Source organism: Arthrobacter sp. ZGTC412 (assembly GCF_002929215.1).
Classification (GTDB): Bacteria; Actinomycetota; Actinomycetes; order Actinomycetales; family Micrococcaceae; genus Arthrobacter.
Genome location: NZ_PJII01000016.1, coordinates 62,668 through 81,711, shown reverse-complemented (window position 1 = coordinate 81,711; position 19,044 = coordinate 62,668). Strand labels below are relative to the sequence as shown.

General features: G+C 65.7%; 18 protein-coding genes and 1 tRNA gene. 11 read left to right on the top strand and 8 right to left on the bottom strand.

Annotation, left to right across the window (positions count from 1 at the left end; genetic code table 11):
• Positions 1-86: 86 nt before the first annotated feature.
• Together xylB and xylA are read right to left on the bottom strand one after the other, a co-directional pair.
• Positions 87-1,505, bottom strand: a complete 1,419-nt coding sequence (gene xylB, locus CXQ88_RS16500; RefSeq protein ID WP_104045225.1) for a xylulokinase — start codon at positions 1,503-1,505, stop codon at positions 87-89.
• A 3-nt stretch (positions 1,506-1,508) separates the two neighbouring features.
• The gene (xylA, locus tag CXQ88_RS16495) at positions 1,509-2,696 is read right to left on the bottom strand and encodes a xylose isomerase (protein ID WP_104045224.1); all 1,188 of its coding nucleotides are present in this window, start codon (positions 2,694-2,696) and stop codon (positions 1,509-1,511) included.
• A gap of 138 nt (positions 2,697-2,834) precedes the next feature.
• Between xylA and CXQ88_RS16490 the strand changes: the two genes are divergently transcribed.
• The 3 genes from CXQ88_RS16490 to CXQ88_RS16480 all read left to right on the top strand — a co-directional run bounded on the left by CXQ88_RS16490 (position 2,835) and on the right by CXQ88_RS16480 (position 5,695).
• Entirely contained in the window at positions 2,835-4,064 is a 1,230-nt protein-coding gene (locus CXQ88_RS16490; RefSeq protein WP_104045223.1) for an ROK family protein, read from the top strand.
• A 189-nt stretch (positions 4,065-4,253) separates the two neighbouring features.
• On the top strand, positions 4,254-4,961 hold the full coding sequence (locus CXQ88_RS16485) for a CPBP family intramembrane glutamic endopeptidase (protein ID WP_181037570.1): 708 nt from the start codon (positions 4,254-4,256) through the stop codon (positions 4,959-4,961).
• Positions 4,962-5,050: 89 nt separating this feature from the next.
• Complete coding sequence (locus tag CXQ88_RS16480; protein ID WP_104045221.1) at positions 5,051-5,695, top strand: hypothetical protein; 645 nt, start codon at positions 5,051-5,053, stop codon at positions 5,693-5,695.
• A 60-nt stretch (positions 5,696-5,755) separates the two neighbouring features.
• Here CXQ88_RS16480 and CXQ88_RS16475 read toward each other — a convergent pair.
• Positions 5,756-5,828 (bottom strand) — tRNA-Arg (locus tag CXQ88_RS16475).
• Positions 5,829-6,036: 208 nt separating this feature from the next.
• On the opposite strand from CXQ88_RS16475, the gene CXQ88_RS16470 reads away from it, so the two are divergent.
• The 3 genes from CXQ88_RS16470 (at position 6,037) to ettA (ending at position 9,047) form a co-directional block, all read left to right on the top strand.
• Positions 6,037-6,600 (top strand): single-stranded DNA-binding protein, encoded by a 564-nt coding sequence (locus CXQ88_RS16470; protein ID WP_104045220.1) that lies wholly within the window; start codon positions 6,037-6,039, stop codon positions 6,598-6,600.
• A gap of 121 nt (positions 6,601-6,721) precedes the next feature.
• On the top strand, positions 6,722-7,312 hold the full coding sequence (locus CXQ88_RS16465) for a DUF6993 domain-containing protein (protein ID WP_104045219.1): 591 nt from the start codon (positions 6,722-6,724) through the stop codon (positions 7,310-7,312).
• Positions 7,313-7,364: 52 nt separating this feature from the next.
• Positions 7,365-9,047: an energy-dependent translational throttle protein EttA gene (gene ettA, locus CXQ88_RS16460; RefSeq protein ID WP_104045218.1), complete on the top strand. Its 1,683-nt coding sequence runs from the start codon at positions 7,365-7,367 to the stop codon at positions 9,045-9,047.
• A gap of 137 nt (positions 9,048-9,184) precedes the next feature.
• On the opposite strand, the gene CXQ88_RS16455 is transcribed toward ettA, so the two are convergent.
• Entirely contained in the window at positions 9,185-10,165 is a 981-nt protein-coding gene (locus tag CXQ88_RS16455) for an acyl-CoA thioesterase (RefSeq protein ID WP_104045217.1), read from the bottom strand.
• Between the two features lie 63 nt (positions 10,166-10,228).
• Here CXQ88_RS16455 and CXQ88_RS16450 point away from each other — a divergent pair, with 63 nt between their 5' ends.
• A complete protein-coding gene (locus CXQ88_RS16450) occupies positions 10,229-10,888 on the top strand; it encodes a hypothetical protein (protein WP_104045216.1) in 660 nt (219 codons plus the stop codon).
• 51 nt (positions 10,889-10,939) lie between these two features.
• Here CXQ88_RS16450 and CXQ88_RS16445 read toward each other — a convergent pair whose 3' ends face one another.
• The gene (locus tag CXQ88_RS16445; RefSeq protein ID WP_104045215.1) at positions 10,940-11,389 is read right to left on the bottom strand and encodes a globin; all 450 of its coding nucleotides are present in this window, start codon (positions 11,387-11,389) and stop codon (positions 10,940-10,942) included.
• Between the two features lie 2 nt (positions 11,390-11,391).
• On the bottom strand, positions 11,392-12,078 hold the full coding sequence (locus CXQ88_RS16440; protein ID WP_104045214.1) for a mechanosensitive ion channel family protein: 687 nt from the start codon (positions 12,076-12,078) through the stop codon (positions 11,392-11,394).
• Between the two features lie 119 nt (positions 12,079-12,197).
• Here CXQ88_RS16440 and CXQ88_RS16435 point away from each other — a divergent pair, with 119 nt between their 5' ends.
• On the top strand, positions 12,198-13,193 hold the full coding sequence (locus CXQ88_RS16435) for an epimerase (RefSeq protein WP_104045213.1): 996 nt from the start codon (positions 12,198-12,200) through the stop codon (positions 13,191-13,193).
• 33 nt (positions 13,194-13,226) lie between these two features.
• Here the strand turns inward: CXQ88_RS16435 and CXQ88_RS16430 are convergent, their stop codons facing one another.
• Both CXQ88_RS16430 and pepN read right to left on the bottom strand, forming a co-directional pair.
• Entirely contained in the window at positions 13,227-13,700 is a 474-nt protein-coding gene (locus CXQ88_RS16430) for an OsmC family protein (protein WP_104045212.1), read from the bottom strand.
• Positions 13,697-16,276, bottom strand: a complete 2,580-nt coding sequence (gene pepN, locus CXQ88_RS16425) for an aminopeptidase N (protein WP_104045211.1) — start codon at positions 16,274-16,276, stop codon at positions 13,697-13,699. Before pepN ends, CXQ88_RS16430 begins: the two co-directional genes overlap by 4 nt.
• A gap of 168 nt (positions 16,277-16,444) precedes the next feature.
• On the opposite strand from pepN, the gene CXQ88_RS16420 reads away from it, so the two are divergent.
• From CXQ88_RS16420 to CXQ88_RS16410, 3 genes are all read left to right on the top strand, one after another.
• Positions 16,445-17,461, top strand: a complete 1,017-nt coding sequence (locus CXQ88_RS16420) for a hypothetical protein (protein ID WP_104045210.1) — start codon at positions 16,445-16,447, stop codon at positions 17,459-17,461.
• Between the two features lie 77 nt (positions 17,462-17,538).
• Complete coding sequence (locus tag CXQ88_RS16415; protein ID WP_104045250.1) at positions 17,539-18,033, top strand: ribose-5-phosphate isomerase; 495 nt, start codon at positions 17,539-17,541, stop codon at positions 18,031-18,033.
• Positions 18,033-18,977 carry an Fpg/Nei family DNA glycosylase gene (locus tag CXQ88_RS16410; protein ID WP_104045209.1) on the top strand — a complete coding sequence of 315 codons (945 nt, stop codon included), beginning with the start codon at positions 18,033-18,035 and terminating at the stop codon, positions 18,975-18,977. Before CXQ88_RS16415 ends, CXQ88_RS16410 begins: the two co-directional genes overlap by 1 nt.
• Positions 18,978-19,044 lie beyond the last annotated feature (67 nt).

Here is a 19,044-nt window from a genome sequence, read left to right as displayed (position 1 = left end):
CCAACATGGCTGCCGGGAGCCCGCGCACCACATACAGAAGGACCCGGACCGCAATGGCGGTCCGGGTCCTTCTGTCTAAAGGATGCCTAGGCGTACAGCGCAGCGCACCGGCGGTAGCGGGAGAGCACTCCGGCGTCGTCTTGCCCCGCTGCAAGGTCGACGGCGTCCAGCGCCCACTGCGGAAATGTTCCGGTGAGGGCAGCGGCGGCCTGCCGGGCGGCACCGTCGGCCACGTACTCGCCGGGACGCGGCACGGTGACCTCCTTTCCCAACAGCTGGGCCGCTGCCTCCTGCACAGCCCTGGACTGGGCTCCGCCGCCCACCAGGATGATCCGTCTGGCGTCGACTCCCTGTTCCTGAAGGGCTGCGAGTCCATCCGCCAGGGAACAGACCACGCCCTCGACGGCGGCCCGCGCCAGGTTCGCCGGCGTGTAGTTCCCGCGGGTGATGCCGTGCAGGGAACCCGTGGCGTCGGGCAGGTTTGGGGTGCGCTCGCCATCAAAGTACGGCACCAGGGTCAAGCCGCCGGCGCCGCTTTCGGCTGACAGCGCCAGCTCGCTGAACTCCGCCAGGCTGACGTCCAGAAGTGCCGCGGTGGCGTCAAAAACCCGGGTTGCGTTCAGTGTGCAGACCAGCGGGAGGTAATTCCCGGCGGCGTCGGCGAACCCTGCCACCAGCCCGGACGGATCGGCGGCCGGAGTGCCGGACACAGCGAAGACCGTTCCGGAGGTGCCCAGCGACATCACCACATCACCGATGCCGGCCCCCACGCCCAGCGCCGCTGCCGCGTTGTCCCCGGCGCCTGCGGCCACCAGGGCACCGGCAGGAGTCTTCCCGGCGGCATCCAGCGGACCCAGTACATCGGGCAACAGCGGGACGTGCCCGAGCGATGACACCAGGACGTCCGGCAGGTACGTACCGGCCGCCGCCGAGTAGTAGCCCGTTCCGGACGCGTCCGAACGGTCTGTGGTCAGGGCCTCGAGGTTTCCGGGGCCGCTATTCTCGCCGTAGCCCAGGAGCCGCCACGTCAGCCAGTCGTGCGGCAGGCAGACGGCCGCCACCGCCGCCGCGTTCTCCGGCTCATTGGCTGCCAGCCAGTGCAGCTTCGTGAGGGTCAGCGATGCTACCGGGACGGTGCCTGTGGCACCGGCCCAGTAGCGGGCACCGGCAGCAGTGTCGCCGTCGCCCGCGGTCCTGATGAGCTCCAGGGCGGCACCGGAACTGCGGGTGTCATTCCACAGGAGTGCCGGCCTGATGACCCGGCCGTCGGCGTCCAGGCAGACCATGCCGTGTTGCTGGCCCCCGACAGATATTGCTGCCACATCATTCAGGCCGCCGGCCTGTTGTATTGCTTCCTGAAGGGCAGTCCACCAGTGGTCCGGATGGATTTCGCTGCCCTCCGGGTGGTTTGCCCGCCCGGAGCGCACCAGTGCTCCGGTGTCCGCATCGCGGACCACCACTTTGCAGGACTGGGTAGAGCTGTCGATGCCTGCTACGAGTGCCATGGGTCAGCGGGCGTTGAGGAGGTGTTCGATGGCGAGTTGGTTGAGGCGGATGAACGCGAAGGAGCGTTCGGCTGCCTTGTTGGCGTCGAAGTCCTCGAAGGCGGTGGTGTCTTTGAGCAGGTCGGTGGCGGTTTCGCCGGCGGTGAGGGTGGTTTCGCCGAGTTCGAAGACGCCGGAGGCGGCGAGGGCTTCCTGGACCTGGGGGTCGGCGCGGAAGGCCAGGGCGCGTTCCTTCAGGAGCAGGTACATGCTCATGTTGGCTTTGGCTGATTCCCAGACGCCGTCGTAGCCGTCGGTGCGGGAGGGCTTGTAGTCGAAGTGGCGCGGTCCTTCGTAGCGGGGTCCGCCGTTGGGGAACCCGTTTTCGAGCAGGTCGACGGTGAAAAAGGCGCTGGTGAGGTCGCCGTGGCCGAAAACGAGGTCCTGGTCGTACTTGATGCCGCGCTGGCCGTTGAGGTCGATGTGGAAGAGTTTGCCGGCCCAGAGGGCCTGGGCGATGCCGTGGGTGAAGTTCAGCCCGGCCATTTGCTCGTGCCCGGTTTCGGGGTTCAGGCCCACGATGTCGCCGTGCTCGAGCTGGGCGATGAACGCCAGGGCGTGGCCGATAGTGGGCAGGAAGATGTCGCCGCGGGGTTCGTTGGGCTTGGGTTCGAGCGCGATACGCAGGTTGTAGCCCTTGTCCTTGATGTACGCCGCAGCGGTGTCCACGCCTTCGCGCATCCGGTCCAGAGCCGCGGCGAGGTCCTTGGAGCCGTCGTATTCGCTGCCTTCGCGTCCGCCCCACATCACAAAGGTTTCGGCACCGAACTCGGCGGCGGAATCGATGTTGCGCAGGACCTTGGACAGGGCGAAGCGGCGGATGGAGCGGTCGTTGGAGGTAAAACCGCCGTCCTTGAACACCGGGTGGCTGAACAGGTTCGTGGTGACCATCGGGACCTTCAGGCCGGTCTCGGCCAGGGCTGCCTTGAAGTTCTTCAGGATCAGGTCCCGCTCCGAGGCCGTGGCATCGAAGGGGATCAGGTCGTTGTCGTGGAACGTGATGCCGTACGCGCCAAGCTCGGCCAGCCGGTGCACCGCCTCCACCGGGTCCAGCTCCGCGCGGGTGGCGACACCAAACGGGTCAGCGCCGGTCCAGCCAACAGTCCAAAGACCAAACGTGAACTTATCAGCGGGCGTGGGGGAAAGAGTCATGATGCGTCCTTGCACTAGTCTTTTGCGGCTGGTCGGGCTAGTTAGTTTATTGCTTGAACTATATAAGCGTGACTAGGCTAGGGTCAAGAGCAAGGGGAACGCAAGAACGGTCCCGCACCGACTACGAGGAGACCGGCCATGGCGTACACGGCAGGCGCACCTGCCCAGACCGACGCCGGCACACCGGGGAGTATGGGGGATGTGCGCAGGAGCAACCTTGCGCTCGTCCTGGGCACGGTGGCACAGTCTCCAGCTGGTATCCACCTGACCCGCGCGCAGATTGCCGCTTCCACCGGGCTGACCAAGGCGTCGGTATCGAGCATCGTCCTGGACCTCCTTGACGCAGGCATTCTGCGTGAACTCGGCCTGAACCCCCAAGGGGAGCGCGGCCGGCCGGGGATGGGCTTGGAAATGAATCCGGCGCGCGGCGTGATGGGCATGGAAATCAACGTCGACTACATTGCTGCAGGCGTGACTGATCTTTCCGGCACCGTGGTGGTGCAGGAAATTCTTGAACGGGACAATCGGGACAGTGCCAGTGCGCCGGTGATGACCGCCCTTTCCGCGTTGGCCGCCGAGGTGCGGGCGGCGGCCGCGGCGAAAGGTGTTGAAATCCTGGGCGGAGGGCTCGCTGTTCCTGGACTTGTGGATGACGGCAGCTCAACTGTCATCACTGCCCCCAACCTGGGCTGGCGGGACGTAAAGCTTGACGTCACCGGTCTGCTCCCCGGCCTGCCGTTGGGGGTCACACTCTTCAACGAAGCCAATGCGGCGGCCCTGGCGGAACTGGCCCGCGGACCCAGCGGCGGAAAGGACTTCCTCTTCATTTCCGGCGAGGTGGGCGTCGGTGGCGGACTCGTCATCAAGTCGGAACTCTTCACCGGCCCCGAAGGCCATGCGGGGGAGGTGGGCCACGTCGTTGTCGACCCCGACGGCCGCCCCTGCTCCTGCGGCGGAACGGGCTGCCTGGAGACGATCGCCGGGCAGGACGCCATCTTTTCTGCCGCCGGAGTGGCAGACAAGCGGCAAACGAGATCGGAAAGCATGTCCGCCCTAACAAGCGCGCTCACCGACGAGGAACCTGCCTCGCTGCTCGCCGTCCAGCGGGCTGGTCGGTCCTTGGGCGTGGCGGTTGCGTCCACGTCCCGGATAGTGGACATCAAAACGGTGGTGCTCGGCGGGCACTTCGCCGTCCTCGAACGTTGGCTGCGCCCGCCCTTGCTGGACAGCCTCAGCAGGTACGCGCCGGGAAAGTTCCTGCCTGAGCACATCACCACCGCTGTCGCCGGAGAAAACGGCGCCCTGCTGGGGGCTGCCGGCAGCGTGCTCCGGTCGCTGGTGGAAGCACCCCACCGGCTGCACTCTTAGCGTCCTGCGGCAGCACTGGCGCGGACGCTTCCAGGGGCGGACAATTGAAGCACCTTGCAGTGTCTGTTTGGAGCCATCATGCGTTCCACCGGCTGGCTAAAACGTCACAGGCTACAGGCCTTCTTCATTCTGACCTACGCGATTTCCTGGGCATCGTGGCCTGCTTACGCATCAGGGCTTATTCCGCGCATGGAATTTCTGCCCATAGGCCCGCTTGCTGCAGCAATTATCGTCATCGCCCTGACCGAAGGCCGGGCAGGCTTCCGCGCCTGGGGACGACGACTTATCCGGTGGCGCGTCGGATGGATCTGGTACGCCGTCGCGATTCTCCTCCCGGTCCTCCTTGTCCTGGTCTCGGGGGTTATCACCATGGTGCTCGGGGCCGCCGCCCCGGGCCTCGCACAGCTGACGTGGAGCGGCATGCTGACCGTCTTCGCCGTGCGGCTGGTCAATCCGCTGGACGGGCCGCTGGGCGAGGAGCCCGGTTTCCGCGGCTATGCCCTCCCGCTGCTTCAGACGTCCCGCTCTCCGCTGGTGTCCGCGGCTATCCTCGGCGTCCTCGTGGCCCTGTGGCACCTGCCGCTGGTCCTTTTTGGCGGGCTTAGCGTGACCGGCCTGCCGACGACGTTCGCCATCACCTTCCTCTACGTCTGGCTTTTCAACCGCACGGACGGCAGCGTCCTGCTGACGCTCCTGTTCCACAACAGCCAGGGCACCTTCACCATGGGTTCCTTTGGCTTCACCGGCGCCGACGCCGTCCGCGTGGAGCTGGTCTACTTCATGGTCGTGGTCCTCGCCGTCCTGGGCACTATTGCCCTGGACCGGCAGGCCTGGCAGAAGGCACCCCGCCGGGCCACCGCCGTCGCAGCATTTTCCTTCGGGAGGCTTCCCCTGTGAACGACGGCGGCAGGGAAGCCGCCGGGCGAGCGGCGCCCTGGCTTCCGGTGAAGGAGCCGCCGTCAACCCCATCCACGTCAGGAGGAAAAGTGACCTCACCACTGGCTAAAGCTGCCGGCCCCATCGCGATGGTGTCAGGCATCGTCTTCGCCGCCGTGGATGTGGCGCGCCTGCTCGCGGCCGACCGGAGCCTCGACCGGATAGAGATGATGAGGCAGGTGCCTTTCCAGGTAACAAACGCCCTGTACTGGGTGGTGTTCACCGGGCTTGTCCTTGCCTTGGTGTCCGTGTACTTCAGGCTCGGCGGCCGGGCCGGAGCGCTTGGCGCAGTGGCATTCTGTTTCGCGCTCGCAGGCACCCTGGACATGGCCGGCAACATGTGGTTCGACGGCTTCGCCGGCCCCTGGATCGCCGATGTGGCCCCCGGCGCCATCCTTGCCGGCGGGTCCGGCATGCTGGCGATCGGAGGGCTGTCCAGTTACGTGCTTTTCGCCCTCGGCTGGATGGTCTTTGGCATCGCCGGCTGGCGTTCACGCATGTTCCCCGCATGGCTCGGCGTGCTGTTCGTGGTGGCAGGCGTCCTCGGCTACAACGCGGGCCTGCCGCCGTACGGGATCCCTATAGGTCTGGTGGTGGCAACACTTGGCTGGTGGGTCATCCGCACTGGAGCCCCGGCGGCGCATCCCGCCACATCAGGTGTATCCAGGCAGTCATCAGGTCCGCCGGAAACATAGCCTGAAGGCCTGGAAGCGGCTTTGGCCTGCATCCCGCATACCAAAGCCGCCTCTCCAAAGTGCCCCAGGAGGGAATCGAACCCCCGACCGGCGGATTAGAAGGCCGCTGCTCTATCCCCTGAGCTACTGAGGCAATGGCCTCCGGACCTGAATTCCGGCGCCTCAAAAAGTTTACATTGCCGGAAGTGCGGGCGCTTTCACCGACGTGCAGCGGCTTTTCCTCCACAGGCACATCAAGGTGCCCGTTGTGCACATAGCGAAAGCGCTGCCTACCCAGCGGAAGGCCGGGGCGTGATGCTGGTCTTGCCTGCTAGGGCATCACTAGAAGACAGGACGTAAAGATGAGCGACATGATAACGATCCGGGGATTCGTTGCCACCGAGATCAAGAGCTCCACCACAACAGGGGGAGTGGCCACCGCTTCCTTCCGCATCGGATCCAATTCCCGCCGGTACGACAAGGAATCCGGCACGTGGTCGGACGGCCACACGAACTGGTTCTCGGTCCAGGGCTACCGGCACCTGGCGGGAAGCATGGGCTGCAGCATCAGGAAAGGCCAGCCTGTCATCGTGGTGGGCAAGCTGAAGATCCGCAGTTGGGAAAAGGACGGCAGGGTCTACTACTCACACACCATCGATGCCGACGCCGTGGGTCATGACCTCACATGGGGCACCGCCAACTTCACCAGATCCTCCACCAAACCACTCCTCTCGCTCGTGGAGCAGGAACCGGGCCTCGACGGAGATCCCGGTGCCGGCATCAATGGACCTCTCGACGACCCGGAGGACAACGAAGAAGACCTGCCCGGCGACGGCGATCCAGCCGCAGCCTACGTCGAGGACAGCAACGGCAACCTTGTCGCCCTGGACCTGGAGACGGGGGAACTCGCCGAATCCGGAGTCTAGGAATCCCCAATATCAACGTCCCCTGGTTTCCTGGGCGGGCAGGACCGCGGCACCCCCCCCGGCCGCGCCCTGACCGCCCAGGTTGTGAGGCCGCTACCGGACCACATGGCAGAATGACACCATGCGGACCACCCCTGACCACCGGCAGAACCTTACGGCCGGGGCATCATCGGCTGCTCCTTCAGCGTCCGGCCGGGCTGCACGCCGCTTCGTGGCAGCCGTGGCCGGAGCCGCCCTGGCGGCCGCTTTGTCAGGATGCATGGGCGGGATGCCGTCGGTTGTCCAGCCGGGGGCAACCGAGCCCGCAACTGCAGCCTCATCCGCAATCGGCGCGGGGACAAACCCGGTCACAGCGGAAACGCGTCCGGGAGGACCGCTGGTGAATCCATCCGCAGGGCAATCGACAGCTGGCCCCGAGGCCGCCGCCACTAAAACGGTCCGGAAGACTGTGACGGACGCCCTACGACGACTGGCCGCAGGATCGCCCAAGCCCGCCACGGCGCAGGTGACAGAGGCCCTGATCGGAGCGGGCATCGCACCGTCAGCATTGCAGGTATCTCAGAGCCGGACCCCCACCGGTCTGGAAGCCGATGCCATCGAAGCCTCCGTGCTCCAGGGCAGTGACTGTGTCATCGGCCAGGTCCGCGACGGTGCCGTAGCAGTGACGGTCCTTCCGGTACTGGCCACCGGCACGTGCTTTGTAGGCTCCTGATCCGGGCGCACCGAATGTGAGTTATGCCCGCCAACCCACTAGATTTGGAACCATGGCGGAATTTATCTACACAATGACCAAGGCCCGCAAGGCCGTTGGCGAAAAACTCATTCTTGACGACGTAAGCATGTCCTTCTTTCCTGGCGCCAAGATCGGTGTTGTGGGCCCGAACGGTGCCGGTAAGTCCACCATCCTGAAAATCATGGCCGGACTGGACACCCCCTCCAACGGCGAGGCCCGGCTCAGCCCCGGCTACACAGTGGGAATCCTCCTGCAGGAACCACCCCTGAACGAAGAAAAAACGGTCCTGGGCAACGTCCAGGAAGGTGTAGGCGAGATCTACGGCAAGATCCAGCGCTTCAACGAAATTTCCGAGGAAATGGCCAGCCCCGATGCTGACTACGACACCCTCCTCGAGGAAATGGGACACCTGCAGGAAGCCATCGACGCTGCAGACGCCTGGGACCTCGATTCCCAGCTGGAGCAGGCCATGGACGCGCTCCGCTGCCCGCCGGCAGACGCCGACGTCACCAACCTCTCCGGTGGTGAGCGCCGCCGCGTGGCCCTCTGCAAGCTGCTCCTGCAGAAGCCGGACCTGCTGCTTTTGGACGAGCCCACCAACCACCTGGACGCCGAGAGCGTGCTGTGGCTGGAGCAGCACCTCTCCAGCTACGCCGGCGCAGTCCTGGCCGTCACCCACGACCGCTACTTCCTGGACCACGTGGCCCAATGGATCGCGGAAGTGGACCGCGGCCACCTGTACCCCTACGAGGGCAACTACTCCACCTATCTGGAGAAGAAGCGGGCGCGCCTGGAAGTCCAGGGCAAAAAGGACGCCAAGCAGGCCAAGCGCCTCAGCGAGGAACTGGAATGGGTCCGCTCCAACGCCAAGGGCCGCCAGACCAAGTCCAAGGCCCGCCTCGCCCGTTATGAGGAAATGGCCGCAGAGGCAGACCGCACCCGCAAGCTTGACTTCGAGGAAATCCAGATCCCGCCGGGACCCCGCCTGGGTGGCCTGGTGCTGGAAGCCAAGAACCTGCAGAAGGGCTTCGAGGACCGGACACTGATCGACGGACTGTCCTTCACCCTGCCCCGCAACGGCATCGTGGGTGTTATCGGCCCTAACGGCGTCGGCAAGACCACGCTGTTCAAGACCATCGTCGGGCTGGAGCCGCTCGACGGCGGCGACCTGAAGATCGGCGACTCCGTCAAGATCTCCTACGCGGATCAGAGCCGCGGCGGCATCGACCCCAACAAGACCCTGTGGGAAGTTGTCTCGGACGGCCTGGACTTCATCCAGGTGGGCCACGTGGAAATGCCCTCCAGGGCCTATGTTGCGGCCTTCGGGTTCAAGGGCCCGGACCAGCAGAAGAAGGCAGGTGTGCTCTCCGGTGGTGAACGCAACCGCCTGAACCTGGCCTTGACCCTCAAGCAGGGCGGCAACCTGCTGCTCCTCGATGAGCCCACCAACGACCTCGACGTCGAAACCCTCAGCAGCCTGGAAAACGCGCTGCTGGAGTTCCCGGGCTGCGCCGTGGTGGTCTCGCACGACCGCTGGTTCCTGGACCGGGTGGCCACGCACATCCTGGCCTACGAAGGCGACGAGGAAAACCCCTCCAAGTGGTACTGGTTCGAGGGCAACTTCGAATCGTACGAGGAGAACAAGGTGGAGCGGCTGGGTCCGGATGCGGCCAAGCCGCACCGCGTCACGCACCGTCGCCTGACCCGCGACTGATACCGCGGACGCCGCGGACGCAACAACGTTAGCGGCGACAAGCAAAAACAGGCCGGCACCCTTGGGGTGCCGGCCTGTTGGCGTTCATGCCCGGGACACAGCCCTGGACCCAGCCCGGGGGGACACCCCCCGGAAGGCTAGTCCCGGCCGGCCTTGCGGATCTGATGCTCCATCACCTTCGACTGGAAAGCACCTACCACCTTGTTCTTCAGGTCGGTGGGCACACGAACCATGCCTTCCTGCGCCACGGAGGCCACGTGCTGGCCTGCCTGGTTGAAGATTTTGCCGGTCGCCAGCCCGCGGGCACCCTGGGCGCTCGGCGACTCCTGGACGTACAGCAGCCACTCGTCAACCCGGGCGGGACGGTGCCACCACATGGCGTGGTCCAGGCTGGCAACATTCATCCCGGGAGTGATCCAGCTCAGCCCGTGGCGCCGAAGGATCGACTCCAGCAGGGTGTAGTCGCTGGCGTACGCCAGGGCCGCACGGTGCAGGTTGGGATTGTCCGGCATGGGGCCGAAGGTCTTCATCCATACGGCATTGCGTGCTTCCCGTTCACCTTTTGCCGAGACGTACAGCGGCGGATCAACGTGCCGGATGTCGAAGGGCCGCTCGTAGGCCCAGTGCCGCGCCACGGGGTGGTCGAACTCTCCCAGCAGGTCCGCAGTGCTGGGCAGCGACTCGGGGTCGGGTATTCCGCTGGGCATCACGGACTCGTGCTCTACGCCCTCGTCCTCGCCCTGGAAGGAGGCGATCATCGACAGGATGGGCACGCCTTCCTGGTAGGCATGGACGCGCCGGGCGGAAAAGGACCTGCCGTCACGGAGTCGCTGCACACCGAAGGTGATGGGCTTGTTCGCATCACCCGGGCGGAGGAAGTAGCCGTGCATGGAGTGGACAAAACGGCCCGGGTCCACCGTCCTGATGGAGGCAATCAGTGACTGCGCCAGCACCTGGCCGCCGAACACGCGGTGGTGGGGCTGCTGCTGCGACGGACCCAGGAAGATGTCCTCGTCAGTCCGGGCTCCCTCCAGCTCACCAAGATCAAGAAGGGAGATGAGCGATGAGGTGGGGTCTTCGGTGGGGAGCGCCAGGATTTCCGCGTCGGCTTCAGTCATGGTTCGACTTTAGACGGCGCCCCGGCACTGCTCAACAAAGGTGCAGCCGGTAGTGTTCTTGGTGTGTCTGATCTACTCACCTCGTCCTTCCGTTTCGCCGATCCGCAGGATCTCGCCGACCTGAAAACCTTCGCCACGCGCGCCAAAACAATTGACGACGGCGCCATTCGGCTTCAGGCGGCAGGTTCCGTTCTCGCCGCGTACGTCTGCGTGCTGCGGCCACGGGTGCTGGGTGAATCGACGCCCACCATCCTGGGGCTGCGCACCATGGCACTGGCGAAGCCGTCCGGGACGGACGTCACCGTTCCGCTGGCGGCGGTGCTGGACCGGCTAGCACGGGCGGGTGAGGACGACGTCGAACTGCCGGTACCGCCGTCCACCGTCACCGAGTCATGGACCGGCGTCGGCGCCCCAAGGAGCGGATGGGAACTGCTGGGTTCGCGGAGCGACGCAGCGCTGCGGGAGGCCGCAGAGGCCGGCATCGCTGAGGTGGCCGGAATTGTGCCGGACAAGCCCGGCGCGCTGATCGTGAACAACGCCCGGGCCGCCGTGTGGGGCAGGGAACTTGATGAATCCGGCCTTCCGGCAGGCGCCGCCTTCGCCGCACTGGCCCTTGGATTCCTCGCGGACGGCGATCAGAAGCTTTACCGTGCCGGCCGCTGGTTCCGCCTGACCGGTCCGCGCGGACACGTCCTTGCGCGGACGGGAAGCGGACTTCTCTAACGGCAGGCCGCTGCCCTTAGGGCAGCCGCCGCTGAGTCAGCCCGCAACGGGCTAACCGGCCGGGCTGTTTACCATCGAGAGGGCTGCGCGCTCCATGTAGTCCCAGAGGGTTCCCTCATACAGGGGCGGGAGTTCCAACGCGTCCACAGCCGTCCGCATGTGGAAGAGCCAGCGGTCCTTGGCCTCCGGCGTCACCGTGAAGGGCATGTGGCGCATGCGCAGCCGGGGATGGCCGCGCTCTTCCCCGTAGGTGGTGGGGCCGCCCCAGTACTGCTCCAGGAACATCAGGAAGCGCCGCTTGGCGGGTGCCAGGTCCTCTTCCGGGTACATCGGCCGCAGCAGCGGATCCGTTGCCACGCCGTCGTAAAAGACATCAATCAGCTTGACGAACGTTTCGTGGCCACCCACAGCGTCATAGAAGTTGTCGGTGTAACCGGGCTGGCTGAACGGATCATTCTGCATCAGCTGCCGGGGCTTCTGCGGTTCGATGGGGATAGTCATTGCTAGTCTCCGGCCTTTTGGTCAGTCTTTTTGGTTTCGGCACCGTGATCGCTCGCCTGGTCCGTTGTCCCGTCCGGTGACTCGTGCAGGGGCACGTAATTGCCCTGCGAACGGTTGCCTACGCGGAGGATCTCGCCGTTTCGGAGGTACCAGATGGCGCCGTCGTCGGACCGTACGCGGGTGATCCGCAGCCCCATGGACTCCACGACACCAACAACCTCGCTGGTTTCGATCACATCGCCGATTCCGTACTGGTCTTCAATGGTAATAAAAATTCCGGCCAGGAAGTCGCGGATCAGCTGCTGGGCACCGAAACCGATGGCTACACCCAAAATACCCACACTGGTCAGGAGCGGCGCGATGTTGATGTCCAGGTTCTGCAGAACGTACATGCTGGTGATGACCACCACTAGCACGCCGACGATGCTGTTCAGCAGCGAACCGATGGTTTCCGCGCGCTGGACCCGCCGTTCGTGGTCCAAGGCGCGCAGCGCCGGTGCCGCCCATTTGAAGGTGGGCCGCTTGAAAAAGTTGCTGCCTGCCGCCACGCGGCTGGTGATGCGCGAGATAGCGAAGGTGGCAGCGAGCCAAATGGCAACGCCCACGCCGAGGCTGATCACGATGCCCGTGATGCTGATGCCGTCCGGCTCGGTGGCGGCGGAAGGAAGGATCGACAACATGCTGACCATAAAGGGGGATTACTCCTGGGGTTCCCCGGCAGCGCCGGGATACGGGGGGCCGGAGCGCCGGTTACGCCCGGCGCGGAAGGCTCTGTTCTCCTTCAACCCTAGCGCCGTAGCGTTGCGTCATGCGCATTCTCGTCCTGGGCGGAACCGCCTTCCTGTCCGCAGAAATCGTCCGCCAGGCAGTCGCCGAAGGGCATAAGGTCACCTGCCTTGCCCGTGGCTCCGCCGATGACCCGCCAGCGGGTGCCGTGTGGCTGAGAGCGGACCGCTCGCTGGGCGCAACGGCTTACGACGGCGTTGAGGGGGAGTGGGACGAGGTCGTCGACGTCGCCCGCGATCCGGTGCCCGCAACCGAGGCGCTGGACGCCCTCGCGCACCGCACCGCCCACTGGACCTTCGTCTCCAGCTGCTCCGTTTATGCCGATGCCTCCCTTCCCGGAGCCACTGAGGACGCCGACCTCCTCCCGGCGCTTGCACCGGGTACTCCTTCGACGCCGGAAAACTACGGCGAATCCAAAGTCGCCATCGAGGAGGCAACCCTCAAAGCGGCGGGCGGGAAGGCCCACCTGTGCCGTGCCGGCCTGATCGGCGGACCAGGGGACGGCTCGGACCGCTACGGGTACTGGCCGGCCCGCTTTGCCAGGGACAACAGCCCCGCCATCGTTCCCACTATCGATAGCCACGCCAGCCAGGTCATTGATGTACGGGACCTGGCCGCCTGGATCCTGCTGGCGGCAGAGCAGGGAACCACCGGGGCATTGAATGCGCTGGGGGACCAGGTACCGTTCGGGGAGTACATCAGCGCGTCCCGGCAGGCGGCAGATCATCACGGCGAAGTGGTCCCTGCGGCCGAGGACTGGCTTGCGGACCAGGGCGTCGGCTACTGGGCGGGGCGCGATTCGCTGCCGCTGTGGCTCCCACCCGGGCATGACGGATTTATGGCCAGAAGCAACAAGGCCGCCGTGAATGCGGGCCTGCGGATCCTACCGTGGCAGGAAACGCTGGCCGACACGCTGGCTGACGAACGTCGCCGCGGACTGGACCGGCCCCGCAAAGCCGGGCTGACGCCGGAGACGGAGGCGCGGCTGGTCGCCATGCTGGAAGACGGAACGAACTGACCCGCCGCGGCACCTGAGGCAGCAGCCACAGGGCTAGGCAACCACCGTCACCGGAACGTGTTCCACCGGGAAGTTCACGCTGCGGGCGATAAAGCACACTTGGTTGGCCTCGTGGTGCAGCTGCGCGGCCAGCGCCACGTGCTGTTCGTCCGCCACCGTCACCCGGGGGCGCAGCGTCACACGTTCGAACTGGCCGCTGCCGTCCCGGTTGAGCTTCAGCAGCCCGGTGGCCTCGTCCCGGTAGTCCGTTACCACCACGCCGTGCTTCACCGCCACATGCAGGAAGGAAAGCATGTGGCACTGGGCAAGGGCAGCCAGAAGCAGCTGCTCCGGGTTGTAGCGCTCCCGGTCGCCATGGAAGGTTGGATCAGCCGAGCCCTTGAGGACCGGCAGCCCGGGAATCAGGATGTCGTGGTCCCGCGAGAAGCCGCGGTACGACGACGTCCCTCCGCCCAGGTTGCCCGTCCACTCCACCGTCAGGGCATAGCGGTGCTCACCCAGGGTCACAACCCGGGCCCTGCTTCACCGGGAAGGACGTCAGCGGCGCGCGCCCGCAACGCCCGGGCAACGCCGTCGCGGTTTTCCAGCATCATCCGCCCCAGCGCGGCACTTTGCGGCGGGAGCGCCGCCAGGAAACCGTCCGTGCGGTCGACTGTGGCCTGGGTGGTCAGCAATGCCGGGTAGAGCCCGACGACGATCTGCTGGGCAAGTGCGTTCGTCCGGGTCTCCACAATGGCCCGTACCGCCTGGAAGTACTTCTCCGCGTACGGCTCCAGCAGGGACCGGTCCAGTACGCGCATAAAGCCGTTGACGGCCGACCCCTGGAGGGCGTTGGAGAGCTCGCCCTTCACCACAATCGCTTCCCAGGCTGCCGCTTTTGCCTCGGGGGTGGGAATGGCCGCCTTTGCCTGGGCAGCGGCGTTCTGTCCACTGGAGGTGTGGTCCCGTGCAAGCTCGGCATCGATGCCGAGCTGCGCCAGCCGGCCGCCCACCACCAGCGAAGTGACAAGCTCCCAGCGCAGGTCCTGGTCAACAGCCAGCCCGTCCAGGACCATTGAACCATCAAGGAGGTCCGCCACTGTGTCCAGCTGAGCTCCACTCGTCGCCAACAAGGCGAACGACTTAACGAACTGCAGCTGGGCGTCAGAGCCGCCGGGCACCTCGGAGGCCAGCTCCCACAGCCGGTCGGCCGCGGCCACGGCCGTCGTTTCCCGGTGCTCCTCGGCCACGTAGAAGTTCAAGGTGGTGGCCAGTTGGCGGAGCTGGACCAGGATCACCGAGGAATCGGACTCGGCAGCCACGTTGGCCAGGATCAGTTCCACGTACCGCCGGGCAGGCGTCTCGCCATCGCGGGCGGCGTCCCACGCGGAGTTCCACACCAGGGTCCGCGGCAGGCTCTGGCTGAAGTCCTTCAGGTGTGCCGTGGCGGTAGCAAGCGACTTCTCATCCAGCCGGACCTTGGCGTAGGCGAGGTCGTCGTCGTTCACCAGGATAAGGTCCGGCTGCGACATCCCTGCCAAGGCGGGTACCTCCGTGCGGACGCCGTCGACGTCGAGTTCTTCGCGGTGCACCCGCTCAAGCTTCCCGGCGTCGTTCAGGTTGTAGAACCCCACCGCCAGCCGGTGCGGACGGAGGGTGGGCCACTCCTCGACGGCGGACTGCAGAATCGCGAACGAGGTCAGCCGGCCGTCGCTGCCCACTTCCAGCTCCGGCTTGAGGGTGTTGACCCCCGCGGTCTCCAGCCATTGCCGGCCCCATTCGTCCAGGTCGCGGCCGCTGGCCTTCTCCAGTTCCACCATGAGGTCGCTCAGCTCTGTGTTCTGCCAGGAATGCTTCGCGAAGTACTCCCGCACGCCGGACATGAACTGGTCCGGTCCCACCCACGCCACCAGCTGGCGGAGGACAGAGGCCCCCTTGGCGTACGTGATGCCGTCGAAGTTCACCTCCACGTCCTGGAGATCGTTGATCTCGGCGAAAATCGGATGGGTAGTGGGCAGCTGGTCCTGGCGGTACGCCCAGGATTTTTCCACCGACGCGAAGGTGGTCCAGGCGCTGGTGAAGTCCGTTGCCTCGACGGCGGCAAGGTGGGACATGTACTCGGCGAAGGACTCGTTGAGCCACAGGTCGTTCCACCAGCGCATGGTTACCAGGTCCCCGAACCACATGTGCGCGAGCTCGTGGAGGACAGTGATGGCCCGGCGTTCGATCTGCGCGCCTGTGACCTTGCTGCGGAAAACATAACCCTCGAGGATGGTTACCGCTCCGGCATTTTCCATGGCGCCGGCATTGAATTCCGGCACGAAGAGCTGGTCGTATTTCTCGAACGGGTAGGGGCAGCCGAACTGCGCCTCGAAAAATTCAAAACCCTGCCGGGTCAGCTCGAAGATGTTCTCGGCGTCGAGGTACTGCATCAGCGACTTCCTGGCGAAGACCCCCAGCGGAATGACCCGGCCGTCGGAGCTCTTTACCTCGCTGCGCACGGACTGGTAGGGGCCGGCGATCAGGGCGGTGACATAGGAGGACAGCCGCGGAGTGGGGGAGAAGGACCAAACGGAGCGGGCGCCGCCGTCGTCCCCGGGAGTGGTTTCCACGGGCAGCGGGGTGGGGGAGTTGGAGATGACGTCCCAGTGCGAGGGCGCAGTGACCGTGAACGTAAAGGCAGCCTTCAGGTCCGGCTGCTCGAACACCGCGAACATCCTGCGTGAATCGGGGACCTCGAACTGCGTGTAGAGGTAGACCTCGTTGTCCACCGGGTCCACGAAGCGGTGCAGGCCTTCGCCGGTATTCATGTAGGGAGCATCCGCCACGATAGTGACCTCGTTGTCCTCCCCAAGCTCCTGCAGCTGAATCCTGACGCCGTCAGCCACGGTGTCCGGCTCAAGGCTGCGGCCGTTGAGCGTGACACTGTGAACGGCGGCAGTGACGGCGTCAATGAAGGTGGAGGATCCGGGCTTCGCGCTGAATTTTACTGTGGTGGTGCTGCCGAACACCTTCCCGCCGCGCGTCAGGTCCAGGCTGACATCGTAGGACTCGACGGTGATCAGTTCGGCACGTTCGCGGGCTTCAGCGCGCGTCAGATTCATACCTGGCAAAGTGGGGCCTCCAGAATAATTGCGTCTGCCGGCTGGCGATGCCCAGCGGCGGCACTGATCATTCTTGCATTCCTTTACCCCGGAACAAGTAGCGCAGCTCACAGTGGGTATGGAGACAGGTACCAAGTCACTGACCGGCGGCGGGAGTAGCGTTAAATCATGGGGAAGTTCATGGAGTCGGTGGACACGAAGGCCCTGCGTTTTGTGGCGGGGTTCCCGGTGGTGCTCGCGGCGGCTTTTGTGGTGTGCGCTTTTTTGCTTCGGCCGGACCTTCCTGAGCCGCTCGCCATCCGCTGGACGGACGACGGCGGCGCCGCCTTTGCGTCCTTTGCCGCCTACGTCACCGGGGGCGCCCTGATGATTGTGGCTGCCGGCTGGCTGGTTCTTTCCCAGGCCTTGCCGGTCAGCAGGCCGGTGCCCATGCGCCGGATCATGATGGGCACCGGACTGTTTCTGTGCCTTTTCGTCGCCACCGCGCTCGCTGCCGGCCTCGTTGGCCAGACCGGCCTGGCGGACGCCCGTGAGTCCAGGGTGGACTTCACTGTGCTTGCGCTCGGAAGCGGAGCCGCCGTGTCCCTTGGGGTGGTTATGGGCTTCGTGTACAAGGCGGACCAGCAATGGTCGCCCAACGACGACAGGGCCCTCCAGCTTGCCATCGCCAGGGAACTGGACCCTGACCTGGCACGGGACAGCATGCGGCTCTGGGTCCATGCCCGCAGCTCGGTTTTCGTTATGATCGGCATAGCCTCGCTGTTTCCGTCTGCGCTGATTGCCATCGCTGTGCCCTGGCTTGGAGGGCTGCTTGTAGCCCTGGCTGTCATAGGCGCGGCATTTCTCTGTGCCAGGATCAAGGCGGACCGGCGCGGCCTGAAAGTCCTGCTGGCCGGCGTCGTCCCCGTGATGGATGTTCCGGCAGTCGCCATCTCGGCAGCCAGCGCAGCGGACGTCCGCGCTGCCGACTACGGTGGGTGGGGCTACCGGCACCACAGCGGAACTGCCGCCATGCTCGTCAGCAGCGGCCCCGCCGTCGTTGTGAAAAAGACCGATGGCCAGAGCCTGGCAGTGAGCAGCGGAAGCCAGGATTCCGCTGCGCAGCTGGCCGAGGTCCTCACCAGGGTGGCTGCACGGGCCCACCGCGGCGGCGGTCCAGCCGCGGCCGGCCCGCCCGAGTCCTAGTATTCTTATGGTGTTGTTGCCCCCGGCCTGCACCCTCCGTGCCGGCCGCCAGCGCCCACACCGAACGGATTTTGCTTGTGACTTCTTCCCCTGCCTTCCCGCGGGTCCACATTGCCACCGACCACGCAGGCATGGAACTCAGTGCACACCTGGTTTCCCACCTGACCGCCAAGGGCTATGACGTGGTGGACCACGGTCCCAAGGTCTACGACGCCCTGGATGACTACCCGTCGTTCTGCATCAACGCCGCCCTCGCGGTGGTGGCGGACCAGCAGGCCGGCGTCCACGCCCTCGGCATCGTACTGGGGGGCTCCGGCAACGGCGAGCAAATTGCGGCCAACAAGGTTAAGGGCGTCCGGGCAGCCCTGGCATGGAACCACTCCACCGCCACCCTCGCCCGCGAGCACAACGACGCCAACGTGGTGGCCGTGGGCGGCCGCCAGCACACCGTGGAGGAAGCAACGGAGCTGATTGAGGCTTTCCTGGCCGAACCCTTCAGCAACGATGAGCGGCACGTCCGCCGGATCGGCAAAATCGCTGCCTATGAGACTACCGGCGAGGTCATTGAGTAGTGCCTGAAGGGCATACACTCCGGCGCCTGGCACGGCAGTTCGGGGACGTCTTCGGCGGCCAGCGGCTCATGGTGTCCAGTCCCCAGGGCCGGTTCGTTGGCGGAGCTGCCATGCTGGACGGGCACACCCTTGTGGCTGCAGAGGCCCACGGGAAACACCTGTTCCTGCACTTTGACCACTCGCTGGTGCTGCACATCCACCTGGGCCTCTACGGTGCCTGGAGCTTCGGCGGCGACAGCACCTTTGCCGGGTCCTCCAGCATCGGTGCCCCGCGCCGGGTGGGGGAGCAGGAAACCTTCGGTGATGGCGACGGCGATGAGCCCGGCGGGTACGCCGGTCCGCCCGCGCCGGTCGGGGCTGTGCGCGTCCGCATTGTCGGCAGCAATGGCTGGGCGGACCTGCGCGGGGCAACCACGTGCGAAACCATCACCGGTGCCGAAGCCGACGCCGTGCTGGCCCGGCTGGGTCCCGATCCACTGGTCAACCGGCGCGGGGACGCCGGCCGGTTTGCTGCGGGCCTTCAAAGCCGTAAAGCGCCGGTGGCTGCGTTGCTTATGGACCAGAAGGTCATTGCCGGTGTGGGAAACGTGTACCGTGCGGAGGTCCTTTTCCGGCGGCGGCTCGATCCCTGGCTGCCCGGCAGCGACGTTCCGGACACCGAGGCACGCAAGCTGTGGCGCGACGTCGTCTCTGTTATGAACGACGGTGTGGCGGACGGCCGGATCATCACCACAACGCCCAGGTACTGGTCGGGAAACGGCAGGACGGCCAGGGCTGCGGCGGAGAACGCCGCGCTCAAGAGCGACACCTTCCCGGCCAGGGAGAATGCCCACTTTGTCTATAAACGCAACGGCCTGCCCTGCCGGGTGTGCGGCACCCAGGTGCTGATCGCCGAACTGGTGGCACGCAAGCTGTGTTGGTGCCCGTACTGCCAGCGGTCGTAGCAACATGAAGAGGCAACTTGAGGCACAAGGCGCCGCAAAACAAAAAGGCCCCTCAAATGAGGGGCCT